This is a genomic window from Neobacillus sp. FSL H8-0543 (assembly GCF_038592905.1).
In the GTDB taxonomy this organism is placed as follows: domain Bacteria; phylum Bacillota; class Bacilli; order Bacillales; family Cytobacillaceae; genus Neobacillus.
The window spans coordinates 4,390,956-4,416,363 of record NZ_CP151943.1 but is presented as its reverse complement, the minus strand read 5'-3'; the positions used below and the strand labels follow the sequence as shown (position 1 = coordinate 4,416,363).

Sequence of the window (25,408 nt, the reverse complement as noted above, 5' to 3'; positions counted from 1 at the left end):
AAATTGATAAAGCGGTCACCATAAAACCTCTACGTTTAATTTATTATTCAAAACAATCAAAAGAAGACCAATACGACTTGGTCTTCTCAATATCCAGACAATACTTCTGACTCATTTCTTCCAGACTCGTTTATTTTCAACTCGTTTAGTCAATCCTTTTGAATCCAATCTTTCTAAAAATGGAATCATATATTTACGTGAAAGATCAAGAATGTCTTTGGCATCACCCACCTCAAACTCTTCCCCTGTCCCCAAGCGAAGCTTAGAAACAGCCTCATTAAATATCTCACCATGATAGGCAAACTGTTCATCCAAATGGACGACTAGCCCCTGATCTTCAAGGAAGCGCCTTAAATCAGCCTCTAAACTATCAGGAATCCCGGATGCAGCAAAATACTCCTTATAATAACGAACCTTTCGCCCATCCTTCCTCAAATCCTCCAGCATATTTTCTGTTCGCTTTTGCCAGCTTTTCGGTACATGCGGGACAAAGCTGGCAAGTGAAACAAATTGTTCTTTCCGATTAAAAACTCCATTTGAAATCCCATTTTCGACAACAAAATCAAGAAGTGGTTTAGGGAACCTTTTTTCCATATTTTGAAAAAGCACAGCCTTATTGACCCCAGTTTTCATTGAATACCCTTGATGGAACTCATGGAGTCGATCATAGATGTCTTCCTCTATCGAGTTTATCAACATTTGGAGGGTAAATTCTTTTCCATTATATAAAACAAACTCACTATCTTCTAAAAATTCGTTTAGTGTGAGTTCATCCAAAGCCGTCCGTTTAATTAACTCGTTAAGCGGTAAGCTTTTTGCTTCATATAGTGCAGCGGTAATTCGTTCCTTTGGTGAACCAACTCGTTTCTTCTCCAGTTCATCAATCGTTTGATTACCAAAACGATATTTGTTCCCACGGGGGTCAATCACCCAACCGCCACCGATGGTTTCTTGCGGGCTTGGTCGGCGAAGAATAAAACGGTCTCCGCGTTTCGTCAGAATTTCTTCCTCTAGGCGAAGCTGACATAGGATTTCTCCGTTTTCTTCCTTAAGCTCATTACGGTCAAAGAATACAATCCGTCCCATCACTTCCGCTGTTCCAATATGTAGTTTGACTGGCATCCTTTGCTTAACAAGATGATCGAGGTCATCGACTACATGAATCGCAACATCCAATGTTTTCGTGACATTAAAATGCTCAGATGAAACGAGAACATCCCCTCGTTCAAGATCTTCTTTCGATACACTTGAAAGATTAATAGCCGTCCTTTGTCCTGCATAGGCCTTTTGTGCAGATTTATGATGCACCTGGATTTGGCGGGCTTTTACTTCTAAGCCTTGTGGCATAATAGTTAGTAATTGTCCTTCCTCAACGGAACCTTCATAAACAGTTCCACGAACAACAGTTCCCTGCCCTTTCACTGTAAACACCTGATCAATTGGCAAACGAAATGCTCCCTTAGCATCACGCATTTCTCGCTCTCTTAGGGTCTGAATAATTAATTCTTTTATTTCTTCTATCCCCTTTTTTGAAAGGCTGTCAACTAGAACAAAAGGTGAATCTTCAAATACTGTCCCCGTTAGCTCTTCTAAAATTTCATCTTTCACAAGTTCGGTAAAGTCTTCATCGACACGATCAATTTTTGTAATCGCAATAATTCCATTTTTGACACCTAAAAACTTCAGAATATCAAGATGCTCCCTGGTTTGAGGCATCACACCTTCATCAGCAGCAACCACAAGTACCACCAAGTCAATCCCTGCAACACCTGCAATCATTTGCCTAATAAAACGCTCATGTCCCGGTACATCAATGACAGATATTTGTATTTCTTGGTCTTCATATAATGGAGCAAATCCGAGCTCAATTGAAATTTGTCGCTCTTTTTCTTCTTTTAAACGGTCCGTATCGACATTGGTTAACGCTTTTGTTAATGAAGTTTTCCCATGGTCAATATGTCCCGCCATACCTATTGTAAAATATCTTTTATCCATGTTTACCACCTACTTTTCAGTGCATTCTCTACTACTTTATCTCTATTATACCTATTGTTCAAGCGAACTTTTTATATAAACGAGTAAGCACCCATCGCACCGCAGTATTCCCCATTCAATAAAAAGCGATGAGATAAGCCAACCATATTAAAATAAAATTCAAGTCTATTTCTTAGAGCAGGATTACCGACGAGCGCACTTCCAACAAAAACCGCATTTTTCACTTGATGTATTCTAGCAGCTTGCATCGTCAATAACGCAAGCGTTTCTGCCACCATATTAGCTAGTGCTGCCATTCGGTCAGCATCGGAATGCTGTACTTTTTTCCCTTTAGCAAAGTTAGCTGCGGTCAAATTGCCATTGATTGGCGCCTCGGCTAATTCATAAATATCCTTTACCAGCAAATCAATATTCCCTTTCTCCCCTTCTACGGCAAGTTGTGTAAGCTTATGATATTCGTCTACCGAAGTTAATAAGGACCCGAGACCTGTAAAGGCCCCTCCGCCGATTCCACTTCCGAGAATCCGCTCATACTTATCTCTATTTACTAAATGCCATGATGTACCTGTTCCGATATTTATGAGTAAAAAAGGTTCATTTATCTTTTTGCCTTCTTCTGCTAAAAAAGTTAGTGCTCCTACACAGGTTGCTTGAAACTCTGGGATAATAAGCGCATCTGAAAAATGCTTTTTTTGAATGAACTCCGCTCTTCCGCCAGTTAAAGCGACTTTTAACCCAGGGGATATCATTTTTAACCATGTCATGGCTTGGTCTAACTCAGTTAATTGGTATTTTTTATATTGCATGCGCTTATTATCTTGATAAGCAATTTTGACTAACGAACCACCTGCATCGATTCCAACTTTTATCTGTTGCATTTTCTCTCACTCCTCAAAGGCAATCCATTTTCTTATGTATTAGACTTTTTAACGTTAATTTCCTGCTTCCTTTCACTAATCCTCCACATAATAGGTGTTCACCGGGACAATTCTTATGCTATGTTGAAGAAAAGAAACTTAACAACAAAGGAAGATTCCAAATGAAAAAAATGATTTTGCCGTTTATTTTAGGACTTGCCCTATTAGGCGGGTGCCAGAACAGTGAACAAGAAGGAAAAAACATAGAAAAAGAAGCCACTGAACAAAAACAACAAACGAAAGAAGTAAGTAAAGCAGTCAAAGCTTTTCCTTATCCAAATTTATTATCTGAGAGTGACAAAACCTTCTCCCTTCTAGTTATCGGGGAGCAGAATGAGGAAAATCCAATTGAAAAGAATAAAAAGATTGGCGAAAATGTAAATGATATTTTAAGTTTGCCTACACTCGAAATGGCTCAACAAGCTTATCCTGATCTTAACATTGAGAACGAGCCTGCCTATCTGCTTTTTGACAAAAGCGAATTAATTTATCAAGCGAATAACCTTAAAGACTTAACTACTTACTTAAATAAAGTGGACAAAATTAAATAACTGCATTCAGTTAGTTCCCTAAAAAAGAAACACGATAGCAATTGCTACCGTGTTTCTTTTAAGTACTCCGATATTAAAGCTAGCTATTATTTTTATTTGTTAGATTCTTCCGATCAGGGGCCATTGGTGGTTCTTCTAACCATTTATTTTTAATCATGATATTTGACCCATCCTCAGAATATAATTGAACTTCTAAAGATAGTCTATTATACATTACTCCCAAGTCCATTCTTGGACTTTGGGCTACTGCTGTTCCATAGTACCCCACACTTAAAGAAATCAAGCCCGATGTAAAGAACATCATTATTTTATCTGAAAAGGTATAATCTGTACTTTCTGTCACCTCTGCCGCCAAAGACATCGGCACAGGGAGATTACTCTCCTCTAATTTTGCTGCGAATAATTTAACATGCTTTTTGGCAATTTCGATTCCTTTTACACAGAATTGTTTCACTTTCTTATCCTGTGCTACTTGACTAAATCCTGCCAAGGTAGCTGCTCCTAAAGTATTCCGTTCGATATTAGCGTATAGATTGCCTATTTCTGCTACTATCAATGGTCTTTTTTCCCCAAAAACATCTAACATAAATCCTTGTGTTTCTACAAATTCAATTTCCTCCTTGCTTGGTATGGAAGGAGGACTTGTAAATAGACCTTTCGACAACATTAAATCCTTAGACATCTTAAATAATTGCATCGTTTCAGTAAGACATTCTATATAATAATCTGTGATATCTGCTCTTACCGATGCTGCTACACTAGCAGAATAATTTGTAAGACCAACTTTGGACATCTGGTGAATAAAATTCAAAACAAAACTGTCTGAATATAGCTTAGGTGCGCTTAAATCAACATCCCCATCAACCTTAAACCCATATGGAATTTTATATTTCTCCACTGTAAAAAATACGGTTAATTTTTGTATATGTGTTTGCGACAGTTGTAATGCATATTCAATCACAGGCTTTATTTCGGCATCCTCAGACTTTTCTAAAAAAAATGACAGCATACAAATACTGCCACTATCATTCATGTATTGCGCCCAAAGCTGGGCATATTCAGCCGAAGTTAGCTTAATCTGGCTCACCTTTTCCATAAAATGACCTCCATCACTTATTACCCTATTACCATTTTTTCCAATAAAAAGTATTATATGTGGAAAAAATAAAAAGCTGCCTTTTGGGGCTGTTGATAATAGTTTTTTGTGTTAATTAATTGAATCAATCATCATTGAAAAAACATCCTGGATTTGAAGATGATGGTATTCTTTTAACTTCTCCTGTCTAGTCCAATCTTTTGCTAAAGCAACTATTTCTGGATAATCTTTAGCCATTTCTTCATGAACAGGGATGGCTTTTTTAAAGTCTATCATGCTATCAAAATAGACATTTAATAGTACTGATAAATCCTCAAGAATTGGAATCGGCCCATTTACTTTTATAGGTTTCCTACTCAAATATGGAGTAGTATCCTGTATGTTAGTACTCCCGCCATACCGATCCGTTGCAGCATATTCTAAATTACGAATGCCGCTCATATAAAAAGCGCCAAAACATAATGGACAAGGCTCCAGAGAGGTATATAAAACATATGAAGTTACCTTTTTGTGAATCCGATTATCTAATTTTAACAAGGCATTGATTTCTGCATGTGCTAATTCATTATGTGAAATTACACTATCTGACAATTCCTTGAGCGTTGCACTTTTCCCTCTCGCTACTATGTCTCCCTGTTCATTTAATATAACGGCACCAATTGGCCGCGAGCCTTCTTGAAACGACTCCCACGCTTCCTTAAAACATTCTTGCCATATGTATGGGATATCTGACCACTTCATATTTTCACCTTCCTTGCTATTCTTCAATGAGTAAATTTTTCTAGTTATTGTCCTTTTTTAAGTCGTCTATAATATAGCCATGTCCTGATTGAGTTGGAACCAAAAGATAGGATGGCTACGAACATAATAGCCATGGTCGAAATTTGCAAATTATCAATTTCAATTCTATTATTACTCATCATCCCAATACTGAGCCCTATGTTATATAGATAAACAATAACTAATGGTAGGAAAATACATGAATAAGTTATTGCAATCCGTTTAGCATGTTTTAACTGATGGGCTTTGTCACTGTATATTTGTGGTCTTTTTTCACCCTCTGAATATTCACGGCTCCAAATCGACCATTTTTGCAATGAGCCATAAGAAATAAATGCATTCTTCCAACCGGTATCGCTATGGATGTTAAAGTAGCTTTCATCTGCAATATTCTGATAATCTGCACAAAAACTCACCTTCCGTGGACGACCAACAATAAAATAAAATACTGTTCCCGTTTTGCTAACACGATAAAGATTGTAACCCTGTGCTTCCATTTTTTCGAGCCAGGTTTCCAGTTTATCTGGAGCATACATCCAGCCAAACTTTCTCTTCCTAATCAATTTGCCTAAATGCTTCAACTTCTTTTCTTCATCTTTATTAAGTCTTATTTCCTCAGAAACCATCCTTTGGGGTTTATAATGATCAGAGTTTTCATTGAGCAATTTTTTGTTCGTTTTAGCAATAATGATAATTGAATAGATTGAAAGAACCCAAACCGCTATACCAATACCCATAAATATGTAAGTTACTATCCATAAAGGACTTTCCACAACTTCTATTGATCCATCTTGAAATATAGTAGCCATCATAAGCATAAGATTCATTAAAACAATGATTGTAAGATATATTAAAATTCCACTAAAAATGTACATGTTTATACGATTATGCCTAATAACTCCTTCACGCACCAGGGACCTTTTAATTTGATCTAACGGTCGCTCATTTCTCGTAACAATCCACTTTCCACTCTGAGAAACCTTCAACCATCCCTCATCTAATAATCCTCTGGAAAGTGTATCACCTTGAAGTTTATCGTATGCTATTCGATATGTTATTTTTTTAGGTTCGCCTTGTTGAAAGTAAAAGAAACGTGTTACTCGATTCACTTTTTCTAGAAGATAGCCGCTTTCAGCCATAGACGTAAGCCATTCTTCTGTTTTCTGTACATCGTAGCTCCAAAAGGGTCGAAATACTTTTTTGTTCATAAAAAATCCCCCTCATATGTTAACGCATTCTGGTGTAATTCCTTAAGCCTACTTATCTCATTAATAATTAATTTTTTCCCAATATTAGTAATCTCGTAAACTGTCTTTCTTTCCTCATCGGCAAATACAGTAATGATCCCATCTTTTTGCATTTTTGTTAGTGTTCCATAAACCGTACCCGACCCTAATTGAATTCGTGAATTTGTGATCTCCTCAACATGTTTCACAATTCCATAACCGTGGCGAGGTTTGGTCAAGGAGATAAGAATATAAAACGCCGTTTCGGTCATGGGTATGTACTTTTTGATAACCTTTTCAATATCCAAAATAAATAATCACCCCTCAAGCTAAAATAATCAATACGGATTTTAATAGTATGTCACAAGTAGATATGTCATGACACGACTATATCACGTCGTGACACAATATTCAAGCATCCGCTTTTAGTTCCGTATGCACCGATAATGAGGAACAGCAAAAAGCATCGAAATATCACATTCCGATGCTTTTTTTGAGGTCCGTTAATTTGTAAAAATAAATTCAGTCTTGCTGCCTGTTTGTCCTGCGCTGACTTCCAGTCTGATATCAATTCGTTCTTTTAATTCTGGTACATGGGAGATAATGCCCACTAATCGGCCGCTGCTTTGAATATCCACTAATGCTTCAATCGCTTGTTCTAGTGACTCAGGATCAAGCGTACCAAAGCCTTCATCAATAAACATTGTTTCTAGTGAAACCCCACCTGCGTAATTTTGGACGACATCAGCTAGCCCTAATGCAAGAGAAAGTGCTGCCTTAAAGCTTTCGCCACCAGATAATGTCTTAACATGTCGCTCCTGGCTCGTATATTGGTCATAAACGAGAAGTTCCAGTCCACTTTGTACATTTCCCTTTGAACGATCTGTCTTTCTAAGAAGCTGGAACCGTCCTGAAGTCATTTTTCTTAACCTGATGTTCGCTTCTCGTAAAATATCATCCAAGAAAGCTGCAAGGACATAACGTTCAAATGTGATCCGATAGGTATTATCTCCTTTGGCTATTTTAGAAAGATGGCCTATTAACATATACCTTTCTTCTAATACCTTCATTTGTTCGTTTAAACGTTCAATACGCTGAGAGGTTTCTTCATTGTCACGTTTTTTTACAAACAGATCGGTACGCCGCTGATTTAACTCCTCAATTTCACGAACCTTATTCTCAAGCTCAGCTTTAATCTCAGCAACCTCTGGCTTCTTCACGTCTTTTAATAACTCATTCAATTCCTGTAAACGGTCGGATACAGAGCGTAACTCCTCACGGTAGTTACGAATTTCACTTTCAATTGCTCGAATCTCTGAATCTGTCTTTTTGGATGAATGATAAACGCCATAATTTTCAAAGCCTTGTTCAGAAAGGCGATTTTTAAAGATTTCCCGTTCTACATTTAACTCCTCTTGTTTAGTTAAAAGATGCTTCTCGGAATCTACTAACCTAGCGGATTCTGCAGCCAACTTTTCTTTTACGATTTGTACTTGCTTCCCCGCCTCTTCAAATTGTTTCACCAAGACATCATATTTTTTCTTAGAAGCCGTTAACGTCTTTTCATAGGCTACTTCCGATCGAAGAGCTTCAGGTATATTGGTCATCATCCTTGTCAGATTCGTGTTCTTCTCGGTAAACTGAACAGTTAATTTCGTCACCATATCCGCAAATTTCTGAATGGATTCTTTTAATTTTAGTTTATCTGTCTCTTTTTTCACTATTTCATTCTTTATTCGGTCAAGCTGCTGTGTTTGTTCCTTAAGAACCTTTTGCGTTTTTATGAGGCTTTCAATTTTAGATGAGACCTCTGACTTTGCTGCTGGCAAATCCATTTCGGAAAAATCCGATCGTTGGGAGCAAATATCTTTAACTATATCTTCTAGCGCATCCTTTTGTGTCTTTTCAGTCGATTGACTCTGATAATATATGGATTCAGCCTCCGACTTCACTTTTTCCAAATGTGCTGCCTGTTTCTTTGCTGATTTAAGATCCTCTTCATTTGGGATATTCTCTTCATTGATGAGCGCAGGTGCTGGATGGTGCTCTGAACCACATACTGGACACGCATCACCCGTTTGCAGTCTAGCTGCGATTAGTGACGCCTGTCCATGCATCCATTTTCCCTCTAAATCTTCCACTAGTGCCTTAGCATCCATGTACCTAGAAACTGTATTTTCATATTTTCCCGTATTTAACTTAAGGTCTTGTGATGCCTTTTTATGACGGGAAGAAAATAATTCATACTTTTCCAATTGAGCAAGCTCTGCTTGAAGTCTTTCAACCCTTCGCTCATTTTCTAGGTAGGTTAGTTGCCCTAGTTCAATTTCTGATTTTTGTTGTTGTATATTTTTTATTCTTTCATCTATTAATAAAAGGTTACTTTCAGATATTTGATGCTTCTCTTTGGTATCTCTTAGTGTTGCCTCAACAACCGCTACCTCTTTTTCTAAAACTGCGAACGAATAAACATCTTCTTTCATATTGACAAGTCGATTGATGTTATCAAGCGTCTTTTTCCGCTCAGCTTCACGATCCACTTCCACCTGTAACTGTTGTTGATGTTTGATCAATAATGCATCTAATCGGTCTATTTCAATTTTAATTTCCTTTGCATTAGCGCAAGCCCGATCGACTTCTAGCTTTAAGCGCTGGCAAAGCTCCTCCTGAACAGCAAGAAGTGCAGCTTTCTGTGCCAATTGAACTTGTTTTTCTTTATCAGTAAATAATTCCTTTTGGTGCTCTAGTTCAGCCTTTTGCTGTGTTAACGTTTCTTTCGTTTGTAGCTGTTTCAGAATTCCTTCCGCTTCAAGTAGTTTTCCTTTCAGCAGGTCTTGCTCCTGCTCTTTCTCTTTTAAGGAAAAACCTAGTTTTTCTAACATGTCTGCCATGCCAGCTATTTCTGCTTGGAGTAATGGCATGATAATGGTGTCATTGACACTATCAGCCTCCAAGTATCCTTTTAGTTCTTCATTCGTCACAGAGTAAATTCGGCGAATGGCTTCATTCCGTGCTTGAACCTGATCTTCAACAGACTTTTTCAATTCAGATGCTTCCGTCTTTAGCTTTTCTTCCACCATCTTATAAATTTGTGTATGGAATAATCGTTGTAAAATGACCTCTTTATCCTTACTATCAGACGTTAGGAGCTTTCTGAATTCACCCTGCGGTATCATTAATATCTGCCGAAATTGATTGCTATCAATTAGCATAATTTCTTTAACTTTTTCTTCCACATCATTAATTTTAGCTGCAAGCAGAGTCTTCTCACCATTCTCATCCCAAACATACAAAGCAGCTTTTGCTGGAACTTGGGTATAACCCTCGCCTTTTTCCTTCTTCTTTTGCTGTTGTGGAGAACGGGTAATGGAATACACCTTATTTCGAAGCGAAAAATCAAGCGAGACTTCAGTATTCAAGTCATCTTTTGCAAATTGGCTGCGGAGGTCTGGACCATTTCTATCCTCTCCACTTGCTTTACCGTATATTGCATAGCTGATTGCATCAAAAATGGTCGTTTTGCCTGAGCCAGTTTTGCCGGAAATCACAAACATTGTGCGATTACCTAGGTGCGTGAAGTCAATCGTCTCAACCTCTGCATATGGCCCAAAAGCCTGCATCGTCAGTTTTAATGGTTTCACTTGACAGCCTCCTCTCGCAACACTTTTCCAATTACATCTGCCATAACATCTTTTTTATCAACCGTAAATTCTGATGTAGTCATGTCAGCATAAAATTGTTCAAACAACTCCAGTTCAGACTTTTTCTCCCCTTGGGTTACGTTAAAGAATTGCTTTTTTTTCATGTCCGTTATGTCAATTTTCCGTTCTAGGTGGAGAACATTCGGATATACCTGGCGCAATTTATTAATTGGATCAATGATTTCTCCTTCATCCATTAAGGTAATTTTCAAATAATCATTTAGTTTTTGTTTTTCATAGTATTGAGGATCAAGTAATTCTTCAAGATGTCCCTCTAATTCACGCATATCATGTGTTGGCGAAAGTGAACGGTAGCGATGCGTAAAAATCCCTTTTTCATCCATTTCAATGATAGAAATCGACTTATTTTGCTTTGCTTCGGAAAAAGAATATTTTAAGAGTGAACCGGAGTATTTCACTTTTTCATGCTTTATCGCATCAGGACTATGCAAATGGCCAAGAGCCGTATAGGAAAACGGACTGAATAGTTCTGCCCCTACACAACCAGATCCACCAACTGATAAGATCCGTTCAGAATCTGAGGTTTGACCTCCGAGAACAAAGGCATGCCCCACAAGTACATTAGGTTCGTTTGGATTAAGTGTCTCTTCCATTCTGCCAATCAAAGCCTTCATGGCATCCTGGTGTGAATAGATGGAATCATCTTGAAGGAGCTGACGAACCAAACCTGGTTCAGCAAATGGTACGGTGTAAAAGTTTACCCCATTTATTTGAACTGGCTTAAAGCTGGTCGTGGTTAGCTTTCCTGAAAGATAAAGATGGCTATGCTTGTACCACGAGGTGCCGAATGACAAGCGTTCAGCGCTATCATGGTTTCCAGCAATAGCCACAACTGGTGTTTCTAATTCAACATTTATTTTAAAAAGAATTTTATCCAGCAGTTCAACTGCATCAGTGGGTGGTACGGAACGATCATAAAGGTCACCGGCAATGACAACTGCATCGGGCTTTTCCTCCGCAACGATTTCACAAAATTGCTCAAGTACTTCTTGTTGGTTTTCTGTCATATACATACCATGCACTAACTTACCTAAATGCCAATCGGCAGTATGGATAAACTTCATTAAATTCACCCCATCATTTTTACTCAATGTTACTATTATACCAAAATACCAACTTTAATGAGATTGGAAAACCAAGAAATTACAGGGAATATTTGTTTGTGTGGAATTTATTTCTATTGCTCTGTTAAACTGGGCTGTTGATCTCCGCTCCAGTTGCTTCGCTTTCCGCGGGCGTGCCGGGGAGCCTCCTCGGCGCTGAAGCGCCTGTGGGGTCTCCCCAGCCCCGTACTCCCGCAGGAGTCTCGCACCTTCCGCTTCAATCAACATAGTCATAAAAACAATGGCCTCTAACAGTGCCTTTCTATATAAACTACGCAAAAAACAGTCCGACACATTGGCCGGACTGTTAAACTTAGTTTCAATTGGAATTATTTCTTTGTTACGTTAGCAGCTTGTGGTCCACGAGCTCCTTCAACAACTTCGAAAGAAACTTCTTGACCTTCTTCTAAAGTTTTGAAACCTTCTGTTTGGATTGCAGAATAGTGAACGAATACGTCGTTTCCATCTTCAGCTTCGATGAATCCGAATCCTTTTTCAGAGTTGAACCATTTTACTTTACCGTTTTTCATGTAAAAAAATCCTCCTATTAGCTTATACCATAAGCCATGTGTAAATTCACCAAATTACAACGTGATAGCTTTACTTCACTTCCTTATCCAAACTGCCTATAAAACTATGAATAAGCGTATTTTATAAATCTAATCTCGTGCAACGGCTGATTAAATTTTAACACTTTTTTGGAAATAAGTAAAGATGAAAGCGGTTAAAATACCCACATTTCCCCCTTTTTAATCAAAACTTTTGAATATTTTGATTTTTGTTACTAATAACTTCATTCCTGTCAATTTTGCCAATCTTGCATTTTATATCTTTGATCACATCTTTGATAAGTAATTCCAAGCCAATATAGGTTAAGGACGGGAAGTTTGCAAACAACTTTTTGACTTCCCATTTGAGTTCATTTTCCCCGCAAATACTATGCCGATTGATGCTGTCCACTTCATCCTTAATGATTGCCAATTGTTTCTGTTGTTCATCCTGCGGGAGAAGGGCTAAATCGTCTAGACGACTGAGAAACTCCACAGATTTTTCAATTTTAAGCTTAACTTCATCGTAAACATTTTGGGCAATGATCTTATTTCTAAATTTAAATTCATTTAGTTTTAACGCAGAATCGTAAGTTGATTGGACAATTTGTGCGCGAGTCATTTTGTTTGTTTCATAGCTGAGCATATTTTTCCATGATGGCTGCTTCATCGCCTCACGGAAGTCTTCAAGTTTCGTGCAAAACTTTTTATAGCCATATTTTTCAGGATTTTCAAAAGCAGGACTGCCAGGATCAAGGAAAGGTGAAAGCGGTGCTACAAAGTATGAAATCCGCAAATCCTCCCCGCATTCTTTGTGAATAGTTTCACAAAAGTCGACATTTCTCATGGCACTATCATAATCTTGGTTAGGTATCCCTGTCATGAAAAATAAATCAATTTTAGCACAGCCATGTTTTAATGAATATTGAAGCATTTCTATTACTTTTGCGTTTGTACATGGCAGTTTTCCGTTGTATTTACGGATATCTTCATCGGCAGATTCAAGTGTTAACTCGATACTGTACTTTGGTATTGCCCTATTTAGTCTTTCAAAAAACTTTTCGTCGGCATAGTTAAACAATTCAAATACAAGCTCATTCTTCAACTTCATTCTTGCTAATCCGTCCAGGAATTCATCTACGTAATCCTTTCCACCCTGTCGAATATCATTTAATAAAAAGATCGGAGCGCGAGTAAATCGTTGAATCAATGCAATATCCTCAAGCATCTTTTTAGGAGAGCGCATAACAAGCTTTTTTCGGTTACAGTTTAAGTCATAGGCATCCTTTGATCCACCGCAGATTAAGCAATTATAACTGCACCCTTTTGATGTTAGGATTGCCGTGTTGGGATACTGGAGCCATCCTTTGTATGGGAGCGGGTCTAATAGATTAAAATATTTAAAGACGGAACCGATGATGTACCGGTATCCAGGTAAGTTAAACTCATCTAGACTATCTGGAACATAGGTAATTTCATTGTAAAAATATTGATTGTCCCGTTTCCAAGTAAGATTAGGGATATCAGAAAAACCAGTGGTTTCTTTTTTCTCCAGTTTATTCAAGAGCATAAGGATTAATTTTTCCGTTGTATCGCCGCGCATAACAAAGTCAATACACGGATACTCAATTAGCTCTTTATGGAAATAAGTCGAAGATAGCCCTCCGAACATAACAGGAGTATCCGGGTGATATTTCTTGACGATTTTCGCTAATTCCACGCTTCCGTGTGCATGTGGCAGCCAATGCAGATCAATGCCAAATGCCTTTGCTTTAATATTCTTAATTTTCTTTTCAACATCGAATTTCGGGTTTAAAAGCATTCGATTTGCGATATTTATAATCTTTACCTTTAAACCATAACGCTCTAGATAATCACCAATACTTGTAAGCCCAATAGGGTACATTTCAAAAACAGGTGAGGATGGAACAACATCACTGATTGGACCGGTAAATAGCATTTCCTTTCTAAAATCATAAACAGTCGGTGGATGCAGCAGTACCAAGTCGTATATCATTTGATCACTTCCTATATCCAATATTTAACTCCACCTTTATCGTAATACAAAAATCGAGGGAAAAGTTGGATGAAATATTACAAAAAAAGCATAATTATAAAGAAAATACCGAGGAATTAGCTCCTCGGCATCGCTGATAATTCTTCTTCATCATCTTTAAACTTATCTAAGATTGTAATTGTATCAACAAGGTGATTGTTAAAAATCTGCCTTGCGACAGCTAAAAGCTCAACAATCATCGGATCTTTAAGTGTGTATATAACCCTATTACCCTCTTTTGTACCACTAACAATATTTTTCGCCCGTAAAATCGTTAATTGTTGTGATACAGCAGAACCTTCACTGCCAACAAGAGTTTGAATCTCATTCACATTTTTATCCCCTTCTGCTAGTAGCTCCAAAATGCGGATCCTTAAAGGATGTGCAAGAGCTTTGAAAAATTCTGCTTTAAATTGTTGCATTTCAAGATTCAAACCATTCACTTCCTTTTTCAAATTCTAATAGGTGGCTGAAAGCTTCCTTTTCAGTTCAACAGCCTCCGTTGCAGAAAGGTTTCCACATTCTCTAAAGGCAAAGTGTTTACAGCCAAGGCATTTATTTTTATCGAGATGGTCAAGGGCAAACTGAATCGCATCCCCAGTATGCTCATAAAAATGATCGTGTCCAATCACATCATACAGTCCTGTTTTTAATAAGACACTTTTGGGTTGTTCATTTATTCCTGATATAATTACTATACCATTTTTCGAAAAATGTGAAACAATGCTAGCTAAATTCGCTTCCCCTGTAGTGTCCATGAATGGGACTCTGCTCATTCGTAGTAAAAGAATCTTCGGATGATAATTTATTGTACTCATAATGGACTTTTCAAACGATTGAGCAGCCCCGAAAAACAAGGGACCTTCAATATTAAAAATACTAATTTGCGGACAATCATGGGTGTCTGAAACCATATGTGGCTCGACTTTTCCATACTTATGCATAAAATTAGGCAATGCCTTCGCTGTTATCACAGTATCACTCATCCGCTTCACAAATAAAATTAAAGACATCAGCAAACCAACCTCGACAGCAGTAGTTAAATTAACAAAAACAGTTAATAGAAATGTTACCAATAGGACGAGAGTATCTGCTGATTTTGTTTTTAAGATATGAGCAAATACCTTTCTCTCACTCATGTTCCAAGCAACCACCATTAAAATTGGCGCCATACTTGCCAACGGGATATAGCTGGCGTATGGAGCTAAAAATATTAATACAAGCAAGACAAATACGCCATGAATGATACCTGATAACGGTGAAACTGCTCCATTCTTGATATTCGTAGCTGTCCGGGCTATCGCACCGGTTGCAGGTATCCCGCCAAATAATGGTGTTACCATATTGGCAATCCCCTGACCAATAAGTTCCTTGTTGCTGTTATGGCGGCTATTCGTCATACCATCTGCTACAACGGCGGAAAGCAAAGATTCAATCCCGCCAAGCATCGCAATAACAAACGCAGGCTGTAACAGTGTAATAATCATTTCGAAGCTCACATTAGGGATATGAAGTTGAGGCAATGAGCTAGAAATTTGACCATAGGCACTGCCAATCGTCGCCACTTCACTAGGATAAAACACGGTTGCTATAATGCTTGAAAGTACTAAACCAATCAGCGGTCCAGGAACCCTTGGTGCCATTCTTGGTGTGAAAATAATCGTCAATAAACATATAGCTGCCGTTAAGATACTTAATAGATTAATTGAGTCCAAATGAACAACAATTTCCCGAAGATTTAAAATGAACTCTTCATGCTTCTTCATTCCCGCAAGTCCTAGGAAACTATCTATCTGTCCAGTGAAAATGACAACGGCAATCCCCGTTGTAAAACCAATGGTTACGGGTCTAGGAATATACTTAATTAGTGAACCTAGTTTGAATATCCCCATTAACAGTAACATTACTCCTGCCATGAAGCCTGCAATCAGCAGATTTTCATATCCATACGTCATTACAATTCCAAATAATATCGGAATAAATGCACCCGTCGGACCGCCTATTTGATACTTTGACCCGCCAAATAGGGAAATGAGGATCCCGGCAACAATAGTCGTGTAGATTCCATATTCCGGCTTCACCCCTGAAGCTATGGCGAACGCCATTCCAAGCGGAATCGCAATTACACCGACAATTATTCCAGAGAGGATATCTTTTGGAACACTACTTAAGGAATATTGATGGAATCTTTTATCATTAAACATTTTAACCCTTCTTATCTTTTTATTTTTGTATATCTGATTATTTGAATATAGTACAATATAGATCATTAAGCAAGACATTTGTTTTTAATAAATCACTTGTCTCTACATTCGTTTTATGGTATATTATTTGAGCGATGAGCTGAATTGTGTAAGCCGAGAAACGTTCCTTTTTGGAAGACACATGTGGAGTGTGGTTTTTCGCCTCAATACGCAAAGACGTCTGTTTATTCAGACGTCTTTTTTTATTTGCCTTTTTCCAAAAACTTCTGCGATTTTTATATAATCATATCTAGTCAAACCATAATTTTCCCCTTAACATTCATTTAGTATTATTGGCACTTTTTTCCTAAATCTTATAAAATATAGATAGATAGATTTATAAAAAAATGGAGGGATGGCAGTTGAATAACCACGAAATTGATTATAAGATTTATGGCGATGATATGCAGTTCGTAGAGGTTGAACTCGACCCGCACGAAACGGTTATTGCTGAAGCAGGAAGCTTTATGATGATGGAAGATGACATACATATGGAAACCATTTTTGGTGATGGCTCTGGAAATGGCGGCAGCGGTCTGATGGGTAAACTATTTAGTGCTGGAAAACGGGTTATTACTGGAGAAAGCTTGTTCATGACATCCTTCACTAATCAAGGTAGCGACAAGAAACACGTTTCCTTTGCTTCTCCCTACCCTGGGAAAATCATTCCGATGGATTTAAGTGAACTAAGCGGGAAACTTATTTGTCAAAAGGATGCCTTCCTTGCTGCTGCAAAAGGAGTTTCAGTAGGCATTGAATTCCAGCGAAAAATAGGTGCTGGTTTCTTTGGCGGTGAGGGCTTCATCATGCAAAAGCTTGAAGGTGACGGACTTGCTTTTGTTCATGCTGGTGGAACGATTATAAAAAAAGAACTTCAACCAGGCCAAACTTTAAGGGTCGATACAGGTTGTTTGGTTGCGATGACGAGTAATGTTGGTTATGATATCCAAATGGTTAAAGGCGTCAAGACTGCCCTTTTCGGCGGTGAAGGACTATTCTTTGCTACGTTAAAAGGACCTGGTTCTGTTTGGATTCAATCATTGCCATTTAGCCGACTTGCAAGTCGTGTATTTGCTGCAGCTCCTTCCCGTGGTGGCTCAAAAGACGAAGGCAGTATCGCAAAAGGACTTTTTGAGATGTTTAATGGTGACTGATTTGATTATAAGCTAACACAAAAAACCGGGCTCTTCTTGCCCGGTTTTTTAATGGTGTAGCGACTTATTCAAGAACAAGATTCTTCAATCGCTCATTTGCTTGTTCTCTCTTTAAATTATATGATTGCCACGGTAAATTGTCCTGAAGGGCTTCCTGCTTTCGTTCTATTAAAATCCCCCTTAACCCCGGTAAACTTTGGTCTTTTTCATAAAGGTCAATTAACCCCATGACACCCGAATAGGACATATTATTAAGATGATAAATATCAATTTTCCCACTCTGTTCATAGCGTTCGATATTTTGAGTGACAATGATTTTTTCAAGATCGATGATATTAATCGCCGTGTAATAGAGTAATGAACTAATAAAATAAAAATGGAATAGCGATAATTTTTCAATCCAAATTTTTACTAGGGTATACATAAAGATTACCACAAGAAAAATCATAAACGAATGTGACATGATCCGAATAAATGTAAACCCATACGCTTGTTCGTACATACTTAATCGCAGGAATGCTGAGCATAACATCACTCCGCTCACCAGTACCAAGACTGTTAGCATGATTTGAACAAACTTGCTGACAAAAACCGGAATACGATCAACAAAGTTTAAAACAAAAATAATAATTGATAGATTAATGAGTGTCACAAAGAGTAGTTCGAAAAACCCTTTTCTAGCATACTCAGCATAAGTGAAATCACCTTGTAATGTCCCACTAAAGAAATATTTAAACTGAACCACTGTAAATAACAGATAGACCGTATTAATTAACACCAGAACCGTTATCGCAATAATCGCATCCATCTTAAAAGAGTCGACATTCAAGTCCTGCTTGATCGCTTTAATTTGTTTTTTGAAAAGAACTTGCAGAAGGCCAAAGATTGCAAAGGTATAAAAAAAGACAATGATGATTCTCATTACAGTTTCAGCATTAACTACTTCAAACCATTGAGGGATTCCCCCTATAAGCAGTTCGAATTGCGTATCTGCTGACATGAGCAGCCTTAACACAACAAATAAGACAGGGATGGAAATTAATAGGCCGATAAAAACCTTCTTCCATACCAGATACTTCCTTTCATCCACACCTGATTTAAATACCTTTCCTAATATTGCTGCAAATATAAAATTGTACTTTATTGCTTCAATAAGTCGAGAGAATATATAAGAAATGAAAACAGGTTTATTCCATGGCATGCTTTTTTGACTTGTAATTAACACCAAATGGAATACAACCATTCCTGGAATCACTAAAAAATTTAAGGCAGTTAACATCGTACTGTTGTTTAGAAAAAAACTTACCGATAGAAGCCAAATACAGATAAGGACCAAATATCCAAACCGTTGATGAGAAAATGTAAAACCACGATAACGCCAAAAAAATAAAGTGTAAAACGCCAAAATAACCACGAGATATGATATTCCTATTTCTCCTCGAAAAAATGATTCTTCCACAACAATACCAAGTAATAGGCACAATAGTAAAAAGATCCAATCCGATTTACCAATTTTCCGTTCCATCTTAACCCCTCTTTTATCTAGTTATTCTATATACATAGTTTACCGATGTATATAGGCAAAAAAAGTGCCTATATCGATGCTTTCTTCCCCCATCGATAGCCAATCACACTGATTGGATAAAGGATGATAGTGAAGATGATACAAGCAATAATAAATGTTTTTGTTAATAATGGCGCGAACCATGAATGTGGAATGATTTCAAAAACGGTTAAAACCATAAGCAAAATATTAGGGATAAGCGACAGGAAAAATGTTTTTTTCAGCAAGGTTCTGCCTCCATGACCAAATCCCTTACCGATTTCATAGCCGAGCAATGCCCAGAAGAATAAATATAAAATAGCAATTAATGTAGGGATTGCAGTTAAATGGCTCCAAACAAGCGATACCCATTTCCACTCGTATAAATTATGTACGAGTGTTAATAGACTACCTCCCCCAAAGAAAAAGATATTTAAAAGGATAAATAGCCATTTCATATTACTCGGGGTAACCGAAAGCTCTTCCTGCCACATATCTGAAATCTCTTTTGGGCTGCCAAGCCGAGCCACAATCCTTTCCATAACTGCCTCTTCATTCTCACAATCCAAAGACTCTATCAGGATTTCGTCAATATGTGTTGCATATTCACGGAGAATGTTTTCACTATCTTGATGGGTTCCAAGCCCCTTAGCAAGTTCCTCTAAAAACCTATTCTTCGGCCGTTCCATGTTTCGATCTCCCTATTACTTTGTTCATAACCTTCACAAAATCCTGCCATTCTCTTGTTTTTTCATCTAAGACTTCTTTTCCAGCAAGAGTGATTTTATAATACTTCCGTGCTGGACCTTTTTCTTGTTCCTGCCAATAAAAATTAATATATTCTTGTTTTTCCAGCTTATGAAGTGCAGGGTACAAGGTCCCTTCTTTTACACTTAGATCATTGTCACTGCGTTTCTCTAATTCTTTCACTAATTCATAGCCATACATATCTCTTTCATTTAATAATTGAAGTAAGATTAAGGAAGTACTTCCTTTAACTAATTCCCGATTAAACAACCTTTTCACCTACCTAGATTTATTAGGTACATAGATATTCTATAACATCGATTTTCATTTGTAAATAAAAAATGGTGACGAATTTTTCCATCACCATCTTTCTTCTACTTATTTTTCTTTTGTTGATTAATAAATTGATCCCGTTCTCCGCCATCAGATAATTCTTCTGCAAACTCATGGACAGCTTTTTCATCCAATAACATATCTGACGAACGAATCGTTGCAGCAGGCAAATTATTATTAGGTGCTGCTTGCTCATTCCATTTTCCCAAAATAAATCACCTCTTGCAGTTAGTTTGAGAAATGGGATAACAAAAAATACATGTTAATATTATTGTGAAATAGCATAAATATCCCAATTTTTCCTCATAATAATAAAAAACACAATTTGAGGTGAGAAAAGTGGGCTTGCTTAACTCTTTTAACCAATGGAGAGAAACAAAATACCAAAATCATGTCTCCCAAATGAAAGATCAGGAAAAATGTCCAGATTGTCATGGTAGAGGCTTTACGGTCTATCCGTATAATGAATATGCTTATTTTAACTCATTTGAGTGCCCTGGATGTCAGGGCAGCGGCGCCTATACCGATTGGTATAATTTGAACCAATCACTATAAAAAGAACCCCTTCACCGTCCCAGCATCCGCTTGGTCGATGAGGGGTTTTCCTTACTTTATCTGTTCTGCATGCGTTTGTTGCATCACTTTTACCAGTTCTTCAGGAACCATGCCGAAATATAATGCATGTGACAGCTCCCTGTACGAGATACCTGCACCATCATCCATTACCGCTGGTGACAAGGCTTGAAAAGCATTCAATTCTTTTACATCAGATGGGAGCCCTAACTCTCTTTTTAATTTTTCATGATAATACTCTTCATAGCTTAATTTATTATATGCCTTCCGTAATTGAACAGCGAGTTTTAGAAAGTCATATTTCGCCTTCATTAATTGGTGTTTTAATTTGTTCGTTTCATCATCAAGATCCATTTTGAATGCTTTTTTTAATTCAATTTGTTTTGTAAGTATACTCATTAGGATTGCCTTTTTGTACCGTTCAATTTCCTCTAATCTTTTGCCGGTTTCATTTACTGTATATTCGGCTCGTTCATATTCAGTTTTAGCTTCGTTAAAATCCTCTTCAGTCACTTCTCCTAAGTTAAACGCTTTTTGAAACTCCTTGAATTGTACTTCTATGTCGTTAAATCGTCTTAATGCTTTTTCATGCTGTCTTATAAAGGTTTCCTTGGCGGTGTCATAGCTTTCTTTAATTTCATTTCCTTCATCAATATACTTACGCATCATTTGATTGTACTTATTGTACTCCATCCCTCAATACCCCTTCCTGTTGGTTACAGTTCATTATTAAACACAATATGCATCATAAAGACATTCTGCTATTGTATTTAAATGGGTGACAGTAAGACATGTCCAAAAAAAGATAAAAGATAATTCCAAGGATTTCTTTTAATGGTCAAGTGTAGAATAACTAGCAATGGTTAGGGGGATTCTAAAGGTAAGTTTGTTATATTTTTCTTTGGGGGTACTGAAAATGTCGGTTTATGTTTACCAGACCTTTGTGATAAAACAGGATAAATTCAAGGAAGCTATCGACAATTTAAGAGAAATAAAAAAGTTTAGAAACGAAAATTATAATCATCATGTGGAAATATTGGCACCTATTTCTGGTGAAGATCACACGTATGCTCTTTTATCTACATACGAAGGATTAGCAGAAATGGAACTTCAAAGCAAAAAGATGTTCGATGATGAAGAATACCTGGAACTAATTGGTCCCTTCTTTCTAGAAAATATTAAAGAAGGCAGTATGTACACTCAGATATCTCGAGCCCTAAGTGATAAAAAGGATGATAAAAAAAGCGAGAAAAAATAGGTAAATAAATAGCGAACAGTCCGATGAACTGTTCGCTACTTATGATATTTAATGTGATTGAAAATTATGGGGACCTTTAAATAGTTTCCAGTTTCCTTGATACAATGCCTCTAATACATATCCGATGATCATTTCAGCAGCTCCAACAAATAGAAAAGTGGGTTGTAACCAGCTTTCAAAACCAATCCAGTAAACTTGAGTTGAGATCCAAATAATCATTGCTATTCCGAGTAGCGTGGTGATTTTTCCTGCAAACTTGTGATTCTTAAAGACTAAAAAGGCCCCAATTAAGCTACCAATTCCATTGACAGTAAATAAGGCAATTCCCGGAATTAGAAAGTCTTTAAAAGGAGAGTCTGCCAAAAGTTCTAGAGTCAATCCAGAACCAGCACCATCCGGCTGTGAAATTAGACCAAATCCCTGTAATATTGATGCAAAGCCAACCAACGTCAAAATAACAGCAATTCCGTAAGAAAAAACTTTCCTTTTGTTCATTTCCTCATCTTCCTTCGAATTAGATTAGTATCATCTAGTCGAAACAATTGAAGTATATTGCAACTCTATTATACAATACCGTTAGCTGAAATTTTAAAATAAATAAATAATTTTCTTAGTGACCTAGCCTATTTTTTATTAACGCGGTCCAATTATTAATGATTAAAGTTTCGTGACTTCTATGAGGAATTGCTCATATGTTATAATTAAGGCAGAAATATCTATCCTCCTACTCTACTCCCCTACAAAATTATCTTAGTTTTAAAATCCAATTACCTGTATAATTTCTGCTCCCTATCCTATTAAAAAAAGGGGGAAACTTTATGTCAGAAATTTTACTTATCCTTATTATTCTTATATTCGCATCACTTCTCGTTATGGGATTTGTTTCTCATTACAAGAAAATGGGAGGTAAGTGGGTATTCTTTTCACTTTCTGCTCTCAGTTTGATTTTAGCGGTTTTTATGTTATTTTCCTTAGATGACCATTTCGATGATCCTAGAAAAGGAGATAATGCTGACCCACCAAAGGTAGAAACACCTGCAGGAAACGATTCAGATAATGGACCTGAACCAGGTACAAACAACCCACCTGAAGAAAAGCCTTCTGTTGAAAATCCAGAGGAAGAACCTGACATAGAAGAACCAGCCGACCCTCCCACAACTGAGCCCGAAGAAATTGTCGTTCCCGAAAATGGAACTATCGATTATAAGGTTTTAAAAGGTGATACGCTTTGGTCGATCGCGATGAGGGCTGGTGTGACTGTTGAAAAAATAAAACGTTGGAACAACCTACCATGGGATGTTATTTATGCAGGACAGATATTAAAACTATATGGGAAAAACGTAGAACCACCACCGCCTGCAGATCCGCCTGATCAGGAATATCCACCTGCCACCGCTTCTTCTGTAATTATTTCACATGGAAATCTTCAACATAAGGAAATTGCTTTAACATTTGATGCTGGTAGTGATGCAATTGGCATTGGGATCTTAGATGTTCTTAAAAAACATAATATTAAAGCCACATTCTTTCTAACTGGTAGTTGGGCAGAAAAATTTCCAAACTATGCCAAAAGAATTGCCAATGAGGGACATGAAATTGGGAATCACACCTATTCCCACCCGGATGCAGTAAAAACGAATACCAATATTTTCATCCAGGATATGATTAAAGCAGAAGAAGCAATTAAGAAGACTACGGGTATATCACCACGACCATTTTTCCGTTTTCCTTATGGCTCATCCAATGCTACTGCACTTAAAGCACTTGGAGAATCTGGGTATCCATACAGTATCCACTGGTCTCTCGATACAATAGACTGGCAGCAGCCTTCGATTGAGGTAATTGTTTCACGTATAGAAACAGGTGCGAGCAATGGCGATATTATTCTCATGCATATCGGCGGGATGAATACGGCAGAAGCCGTCGATATGGTTATTCCGATACTAAAGGCCTTGGGTTATGAATTAGTGACCGTTGGGGAACTGCTAGATTTGTAGTACATCCTGCAGAAATGAGAAAAGCCAAACGTCCCAGTGTAAAATAAGAGCGTTTGGCTTTTTTATTAATCCCTATCTAAAAGTGCAGCGCCGGCAATTCCCGGTGCGGTCATTTCATAAATATTTAATATTAAGTCCAGTTCTTCTTCTGTTAATACATCATACTTCAGGCATAATTCACGGACAGATTTCCCGCTAATCGTTGCTTCTCTGGCAATTCGAGCTGCCACCTCATAACCTAAGTGCGGATTTACAGCTGTGATGATTCCAACGCTTTTTTCTACATATTCTTTCAGGCGTTCTTCATTCGCTTCAATCCCGACTAAACAATGATCTGTAAAAGCGCGGAATCCGTTATTCATAATACTGATTGATTGAAGTAAGTTAAATACAAGAACGGGCTCCATAACATTCAATTCCAGCTGGCCTGCTTCAGAAGCAAGGCAGATTGTATGGTCGTTTCCAATCACTTGGAAAGCTATTTGATTAATCAATTCTGGCATTACAGGGTTAACCTTTCCTGGCATGATTGAAGAACCAGGCTGACGAGCTGGGAGCCTAATCTCAGCTAACCCGGCACGCGGACCAGATGCCATTAGTCGCAAATCATTCGCTATTTTTGACATGTTCATCATGCAGACCTTTAACGTGGCAGATACTTCTGTATACGCATCGGTATTCTGGGTTGCATCCACTAAATGTTCGGCATTAACAAGAGGAAAACCAGTAATTTCTGCAAGTTGCTTTACTACATCAATAATATATTTTGGATCTGCATTTAAGCCTGTTCCTACTGCAGTAGCCCCCATATTTACTTCATATAAATGCTCTCGCGATTGTTTAATTCGTTTAATGTCACGTTCAAGTACTCGGGAATACGCTTCAAATTCCTGCCCAAGACGAATCGGAACCGCATCTTGTAAATGAGTCCGCCCCATTTTTATCACATTCTCAAACTGCCCAGCTTTTGCTTTAAACACCTTGTGCATATCTGACATAGTCTCAAGTAATTTTTCCAAAAGCGTTAGTGTGGCAATATGAATAGCTGTTGGGAATACATCATTTGTAGATTGTGACATATTCACATGAGTATTGGGACTTAGTTGGAAGTAATCGCCTTTTTTATGGCCTAACAATTCTAGCCCTCGGTTTGCAATAACTTCATTCATATTCATATTCATTGAGGTCCCTGCCCCGCCTTGGATAGGATCAACAATAAACTGGTCATTCCACTGGCCATCGATAATTTCATCCGTTGCTTGGATTATGACATTTGCTAGTCCGCTGTACAAACGTGATGTATTCATATTAGCAATCGCCGCAGCTTTTTTGACCAATGCTAAAGCTTTAATAAGATCATTATGTATTCGATAGCCTGTTATTGGGAAATTCTCCACAGCTCTAATCGTTTGGATACCATAATAAACATCCTCCGGTATTTCTTTTTCCCCTAAGAAATCCTTTTCAATTCTTTTTTTATCGGCTAACATCCAATCCACCCTTTTCTGGCAAACTATTAAATTACCAATATAATGTATCATAAAAACAACAAAATTACGTTGTAAA

General features: G+C 37.5%; 24 protein-coding genes. 5 read left to right on the top strand and 19 right to left on the bottom strand.

The window, feature by feature from the left end; genetic code table 11:
* Positions 1-111: 111 nt before the first annotated feature.
* Both selB and coaW read right to left on the bottom strand, forming a co-directional pair.
* Positions 112-1,995 (bottom strand): selenocysteine-specific translation elongation factor, encoded by a 1,884-nt coding sequence (selB, locus tag NSS81_RS22100; RefSeq protein ID WP_342430772.1) that lies wholly within the window; start codon positions 1,993-1,995, stop codon positions 112-114.
* A gap of 71 nt (positions 1,996-2,066) precedes the next feature.
* Positions 2,067-2,873: a type II pantothenate kinase gene (coaW, locus tag NSS81_RS22095; RefSeq protein ID WP_342430771.1), complete on the bottom strand. Its 807-nt coding sequence runs from the start codon at positions 2,871-2,873 to the stop codon at positions 2,067-2,069.
* Between the two features lie 161 nt (positions 2,874-3,034).
* Between coaW and NSS81_RS22090 the strand changes: the two genes are divergently transcribed.
* Complete coding sequence (locus tag NSS81_RS22090) at positions 3,035-3,463, top strand: hypothetical protein (RefSeq protein ID WP_342430770.1); 429 nt, start codon at positions 3,035-3,037, stop codon at positions 3,461-3,463.
* 79 nt (positions 3,464-3,542) lie between these two features.
* Here NSS81_RS22090 and NSS81_RS22085 read toward each other — a convergent pair whose 3' ends face one another.
* The 10 genes from NSS81_RS22085 to NSS81_RS22040 form a co-directional block, all read right to left on the bottom strand.
* Positions 3,543-4,559, bottom strand: coding sequence for a DUF3231 family protein (locus tag NSS81_RS22085; protein ID WP_342430769.1), 1,017 nt, complete (start codon positions 4,557-4,559; stop codon positions 3,543-3,545).
* Positions 4,560-4,670: 111 nt separating this feature from the next.
* Entirely contained in the window at positions 4,671-5,300 is a 630-nt protein-coding gene (locus NSS81_RS22080; RefSeq protein ID WP_342430768.1) for a nucleoside deaminase, read from the bottom strand.
* A 44-nt stretch (positions 5,301-5,344) separates the two neighbouring features.
* On the bottom strand, positions 5,345-6,547 hold the full coding sequence (locus NSS81_RS22075) for a DUF2812 domain-containing protein (RefSeq protein WP_342430767.1): 1,203 nt from the start codon (positions 6,545-6,547) through the stop codon (positions 5,345-5,347).
* On the bottom strand, positions 6,544-6,873 hold the full coding sequence (locus NSS81_RS22070; protein ID WP_342430766.1) for a PadR family transcriptional regulator: 330 nt from the start codon (positions 6,871-6,873) through the stop codon (positions 6,544-6,546). The genes NSS81_RS22075 and NSS81_RS22070 overlap by 4 nt, the downstream gene beginning before the upstream one ends.
* Before the next feature lie 195 nt (positions 6,874-7,068).
* Positions 7,069-10,206: an SMC family ATPase gene (locus NSS81_RS22065; RefSeq protein ID WP_342430765.1), complete on the bottom strand. Its 3,138-nt coding sequence runs from the start codon at positions 10,204-10,206 to the stop codon at positions 7,069-7,071.
* Positions 10,203-11,351 (bottom strand): exonuclease SbcCD subunit D, encoded by a 1,149-nt coding sequence (locus NSS81_RS22060; protein ID WP_342430764.1) that lies wholly within the window; start codon positions 11,349-11,351, stop codon positions 10,203-10,205. Before NSS81_RS22060 ends, NSS81_RS22065 begins: the two co-directional genes overlap by 4 nt.
* Positions 11,352-11,719: 368 nt before the next feature.
* Positions 11,720-11,920, bottom strand: a complete 201-nt coding sequence (locus NSS81_RS22055) for a cold-shock protein (protein WP_007083969.1) — start codon at positions 11,918-11,920, stop codon at positions 11,720-11,722.
* A gap of 223 nt (positions 11,921-12,143) precedes the next feature.
* On the bottom strand, positions 12,144-13,976 hold the full coding sequence (locus tag NSS81_RS22050) for a TIGR04190 family B12-binding domain/radical SAM domain protein (protein ID WP_342430763.1): 1,833 nt from the start codon (positions 13,974-13,976) through the stop codon (positions 12,144-12,146).
* 95 nt (positions 13,977-14,071) lie between these two features.
* Complete coding sequence (locus NSS81_RS22045; protein ID WP_342434115.1) at positions 14,072-14,428, bottom strand: metalloregulator ArsR/SmtB family transcription factor; 357 nt, start codon at positions 14,426-14,428, stop codon at positions 14,072-14,074.
* Between the two features lie 24 nt (positions 14,429-14,452).
* Positions 14,453-16,198 carry a SulP family inorganic anion transporter gene (locus tag NSS81_RS22040; protein WP_342430762.1) on the bottom strand — a complete coding sequence of 582 codons (1,746 nt, stop codon included), beginning with the start codon at positions 16,196-16,198 and terminating at the stop codon, positions 14,453-14,455.
* A 401-nt stretch (positions 16,199-16,599) separates the two neighbouring features.
* Between NSS81_RS22040 and NSS81_RS22035 the strand changes: the two genes are divergently transcribed.
* A complete protein-coding gene (locus NSS81_RS22035) occupies positions 16,600-17,391 on the top strand; it encodes a TIGR00266 family protein (protein WP_342430761.1) in 792 nt (263 codons plus the stop codon).
* A gap of 64 nt (positions 17,392-17,455) precedes the next feature.
* Here the strand turns inward: NSS81_RS22035 and NSS81_RS22030 are convergent, their stop codons facing one another.
* From NSS81_RS22030 to NSS81_RS22015, 4 genes are all read right to left on the bottom strand, one after another.
* Complete coding sequence (locus NSS81_RS22030; protein ID WP_342430760.1) at positions 17,456-18,916, bottom strand: DUF4173 domain-containing protein; 1,461 nt, start codon at positions 18,914-18,916, stop codon at positions 17,456-17,458.
* A 68-nt stretch (positions 18,917-18,984) separates the two neighbouring features.
* Positions 18,985-19,623 carry a hypothetical protein gene (locus NSS81_RS22025; RefSeq protein WP_342430759.1) on the bottom strand — a complete coding sequence of 213 codons (639 nt, stop codon included), beginning with the start codon at positions 19,621-19,623 and terminating at the stop codon, positions 18,985-18,987.
* Entirely contained in the window at positions 19,604-19,951 is a 348-nt protein-coding gene (locus NSS81_RS22020; protein WP_342430758.1) for a PadR family transcriptional regulator, read from the bottom strand. The genes NSS81_RS22025 and NSS81_RS22020 overlap by 20 nt, the downstream gene beginning before the upstream one ends.
* A gap of 104 nt (positions 19,952-20,055) precedes the next feature.
* Positions 20,056-20,223, bottom strand: coding sequence for a hypothetical protein (locus NSS81_RS22015; RefSeq protein WP_342430757.1), 168 nt, complete (start codon positions 20,221-20,223; stop codon positions 20,056-20,058).
* A 193-nt stretch (positions 20,224-20,416) separates the two neighbouring features.
* Here NSS81_RS22015 and NSS81_RS22010 point away from each other — a divergent pair, with 193 nt between their 5' ends.
* Positions 20,417-20,569, top strand: coding sequence for a hypothetical protein (locus tag NSS81_RS22010; RefSeq protein WP_342430756.1), 153 nt, complete (start codon positions 20,417-20,419; stop codon positions 20,567-20,569).
* A gap of 51 nt (positions 20,570-20,620) precedes the next feature.
* Here NSS81_RS22010 and NSS81_RS22005 read toward each other — a convergent pair whose 3' ends face one another.
* The gene (locus NSS81_RS22005) at positions 20,621-21,280 is read right to left on the bottom strand and encodes a hypothetical protein (RefSeq protein ID WP_342430755.1); all 660 of its coding nucleotides are present in this window, start codon (positions 21,278-21,280) and stop codon (positions 20,621-20,623) included.
* Between the two features lie 223 nt (positions 21,281-21,503).
* Between NSS81_RS22005 and NSS81_RS22000 the strand changes: the two genes are divergently transcribed.
* The gene (locus NSS81_RS22000; RefSeq protein ID WP_342430754.1) at positions 21,504-21,845 is read left to right on the top strand and encodes a hypothetical protein; all 342 of its coding nucleotides are present in this window, start codon (positions 21,504-21,506) and stop codon (positions 21,843-21,845) included.
* A 48-nt stretch (positions 21,846-21,893) separates the two neighbouring features.
* Here the strand turns inward: NSS81_RS22000 and NSS81_RS21995 are convergent, their stop codons facing one another.
* Positions 21,894-22,340 carry a hypothetical protein gene (locus NSS81_RS21995; RefSeq protein ID WP_342430753.1) on the bottom strand — a complete coding sequence of 149 codons (447 nt, stop codon included), beginning with the start codon at positions 22,338-22,340 and terminating at the stop codon, positions 21,894-21,896.
* A gap of 323 nt (positions 22,341-22,663) precedes the next feature.
* Here NSS81_RS21995 and NSS81_RS21990 point away from each other — a divergent pair, with 323 nt between their 5' ends.
* Positions 22,664-23,842 (top strand): polysaccharide deacetylase family protein, encoded by a 1,179-nt coding sequence (locus tag NSS81_RS21990; protein ID WP_342430752.1) that lies wholly within the window; start codon positions 22,664-22,666, stop codon positions 23,840-23,842.
* Positions 23,843-23,907: 65 nt separating this feature from the next.
* Here NSS81_RS21990 and aspA read toward each other — a convergent pair whose 3' ends face one another.
* Positions 23,908-25,332, bottom strand: coding sequence for an aspartate ammonia-lyase (gene aspA / locus NSS81_RS21985; RefSeq protein WP_342430751.1), 1,425 nt, complete (start codon positions 25,330-25,332; stop codon positions 23,908-23,910).
* Positions 25,333-25,408 lie beyond the last annotated feature (76 nt).

Coding starts and splice junctions, on each gene's coding strand:
- selB (WP_342430772.1), bottom strand. CDS start 1,995: ATGGATAAAAGATATTTTACAATAGGTATGGCGGGACATATTGACCAT.
- coaW (WP_342430771.1), bottom strand. CDS start 2,873: ATGCAACAGATAAAAGTTGGAATCGATGCAGGTGGTTCGTTAGTCAAA.
- NSS81_RS22090 (WP_342430770.1), top strand. CDS start 3,035: ATGAAAAAAATGATTTTGCCGTTTATTTTAGGACTTGCCCTATTAGGC.
- NSS81_RS22085 (WP_342430769.1), bottom strand. CDS start 4,559: ATGGAAAAGGTGAGCCAGATTAAGCTAACTTCGGCTGAATATGCCCAG.
- NSS81_RS22080 (WP_342430768.1), bottom strand. CDS start 5,300: ATGAAGTGGTCAGATATCCCATACATATGGCAAGAATGTTTTAAGGAA.
- NSS81_RS22075 (WP_342430767.1), bottom strand. CDS start 6,547: ATGAACAAAAAAGTATTTCGACCCTTTTGGAGCTACGATGTACAGAAA.
- NSS81_RS22060 (WP_342430764.1), bottom strand. CDS start 11,351: ATGAAGTTTATCCATACTGCCGATTGGCATTTAGGTAAGTTAGTGCAT.
- NSS81_RS22055 (WP_007083969.1), bottom strand. CDS start 11,920: ATGAAAAACGGTAAAGTAAAATGGTTCAACTCTGAAAAAGGATTCGGA.
- NSS81_RS22040 (WP_342430762.1), bottom strand. CDS start 16,198: ATGTTTAATGATAAAAGATTCCATCAATATTCCTTAAGTAGTGTTCCA.
- NSS81_RS22030 (WP_342430760.1), bottom strand. CDS start 18,916: ATGGAACGGAAAATTGGTAAATCGGATTGGATCTTTTTACTATTGTGC.
- NSS81_RS22025 (WP_342430759.1), bottom strand. CDS start 19,623: ATGGAACGGCCGAAGAATAGGTTTTTAGAGGAACTTGCTAAGGGGCTT.
- NSS81_RS22010 (WP_342430756.1), top strand. CDS start 20,417: ATGAAAGATCAGGAAAAATGTCCAGATTGTCATGGTAGAGGCTTTACG.
- NSS81_RS22005 (WP_342430755.1), bottom strand. CDS start 21,280: ATGGAGTACAATAAGTACAATCAAATGATGCGTAAGTATATTGATGAA.
- NSS81_RS22000 (WP_342430754.1), top strand. CDS start 21,504: ATGTCGGTTTATGTTTACCAGACCTTTGTGATAAAACAGGATAAATTC.
- NSS81_RS21995 (WP_342430753.1), bottom strand. CDS start 22,340: ATGAACAAAAGGAAAGTTTTTTCTTACGGAATTGCTGTTATTTTGACG.
- NSS81_RS21990 (WP_342430752.1), top strand. CDS start 22,664: ATGTCAGAAATTTTACTTATCCTTATTATTCTTATATTCGCATCACTT.
- aspA (WP_342430751.1), bottom strand. CDS start 25,332: ATGTTAGCCGATAAAAAAAGAATTGAAAAGGATTTCTTAGGGGAAAAA.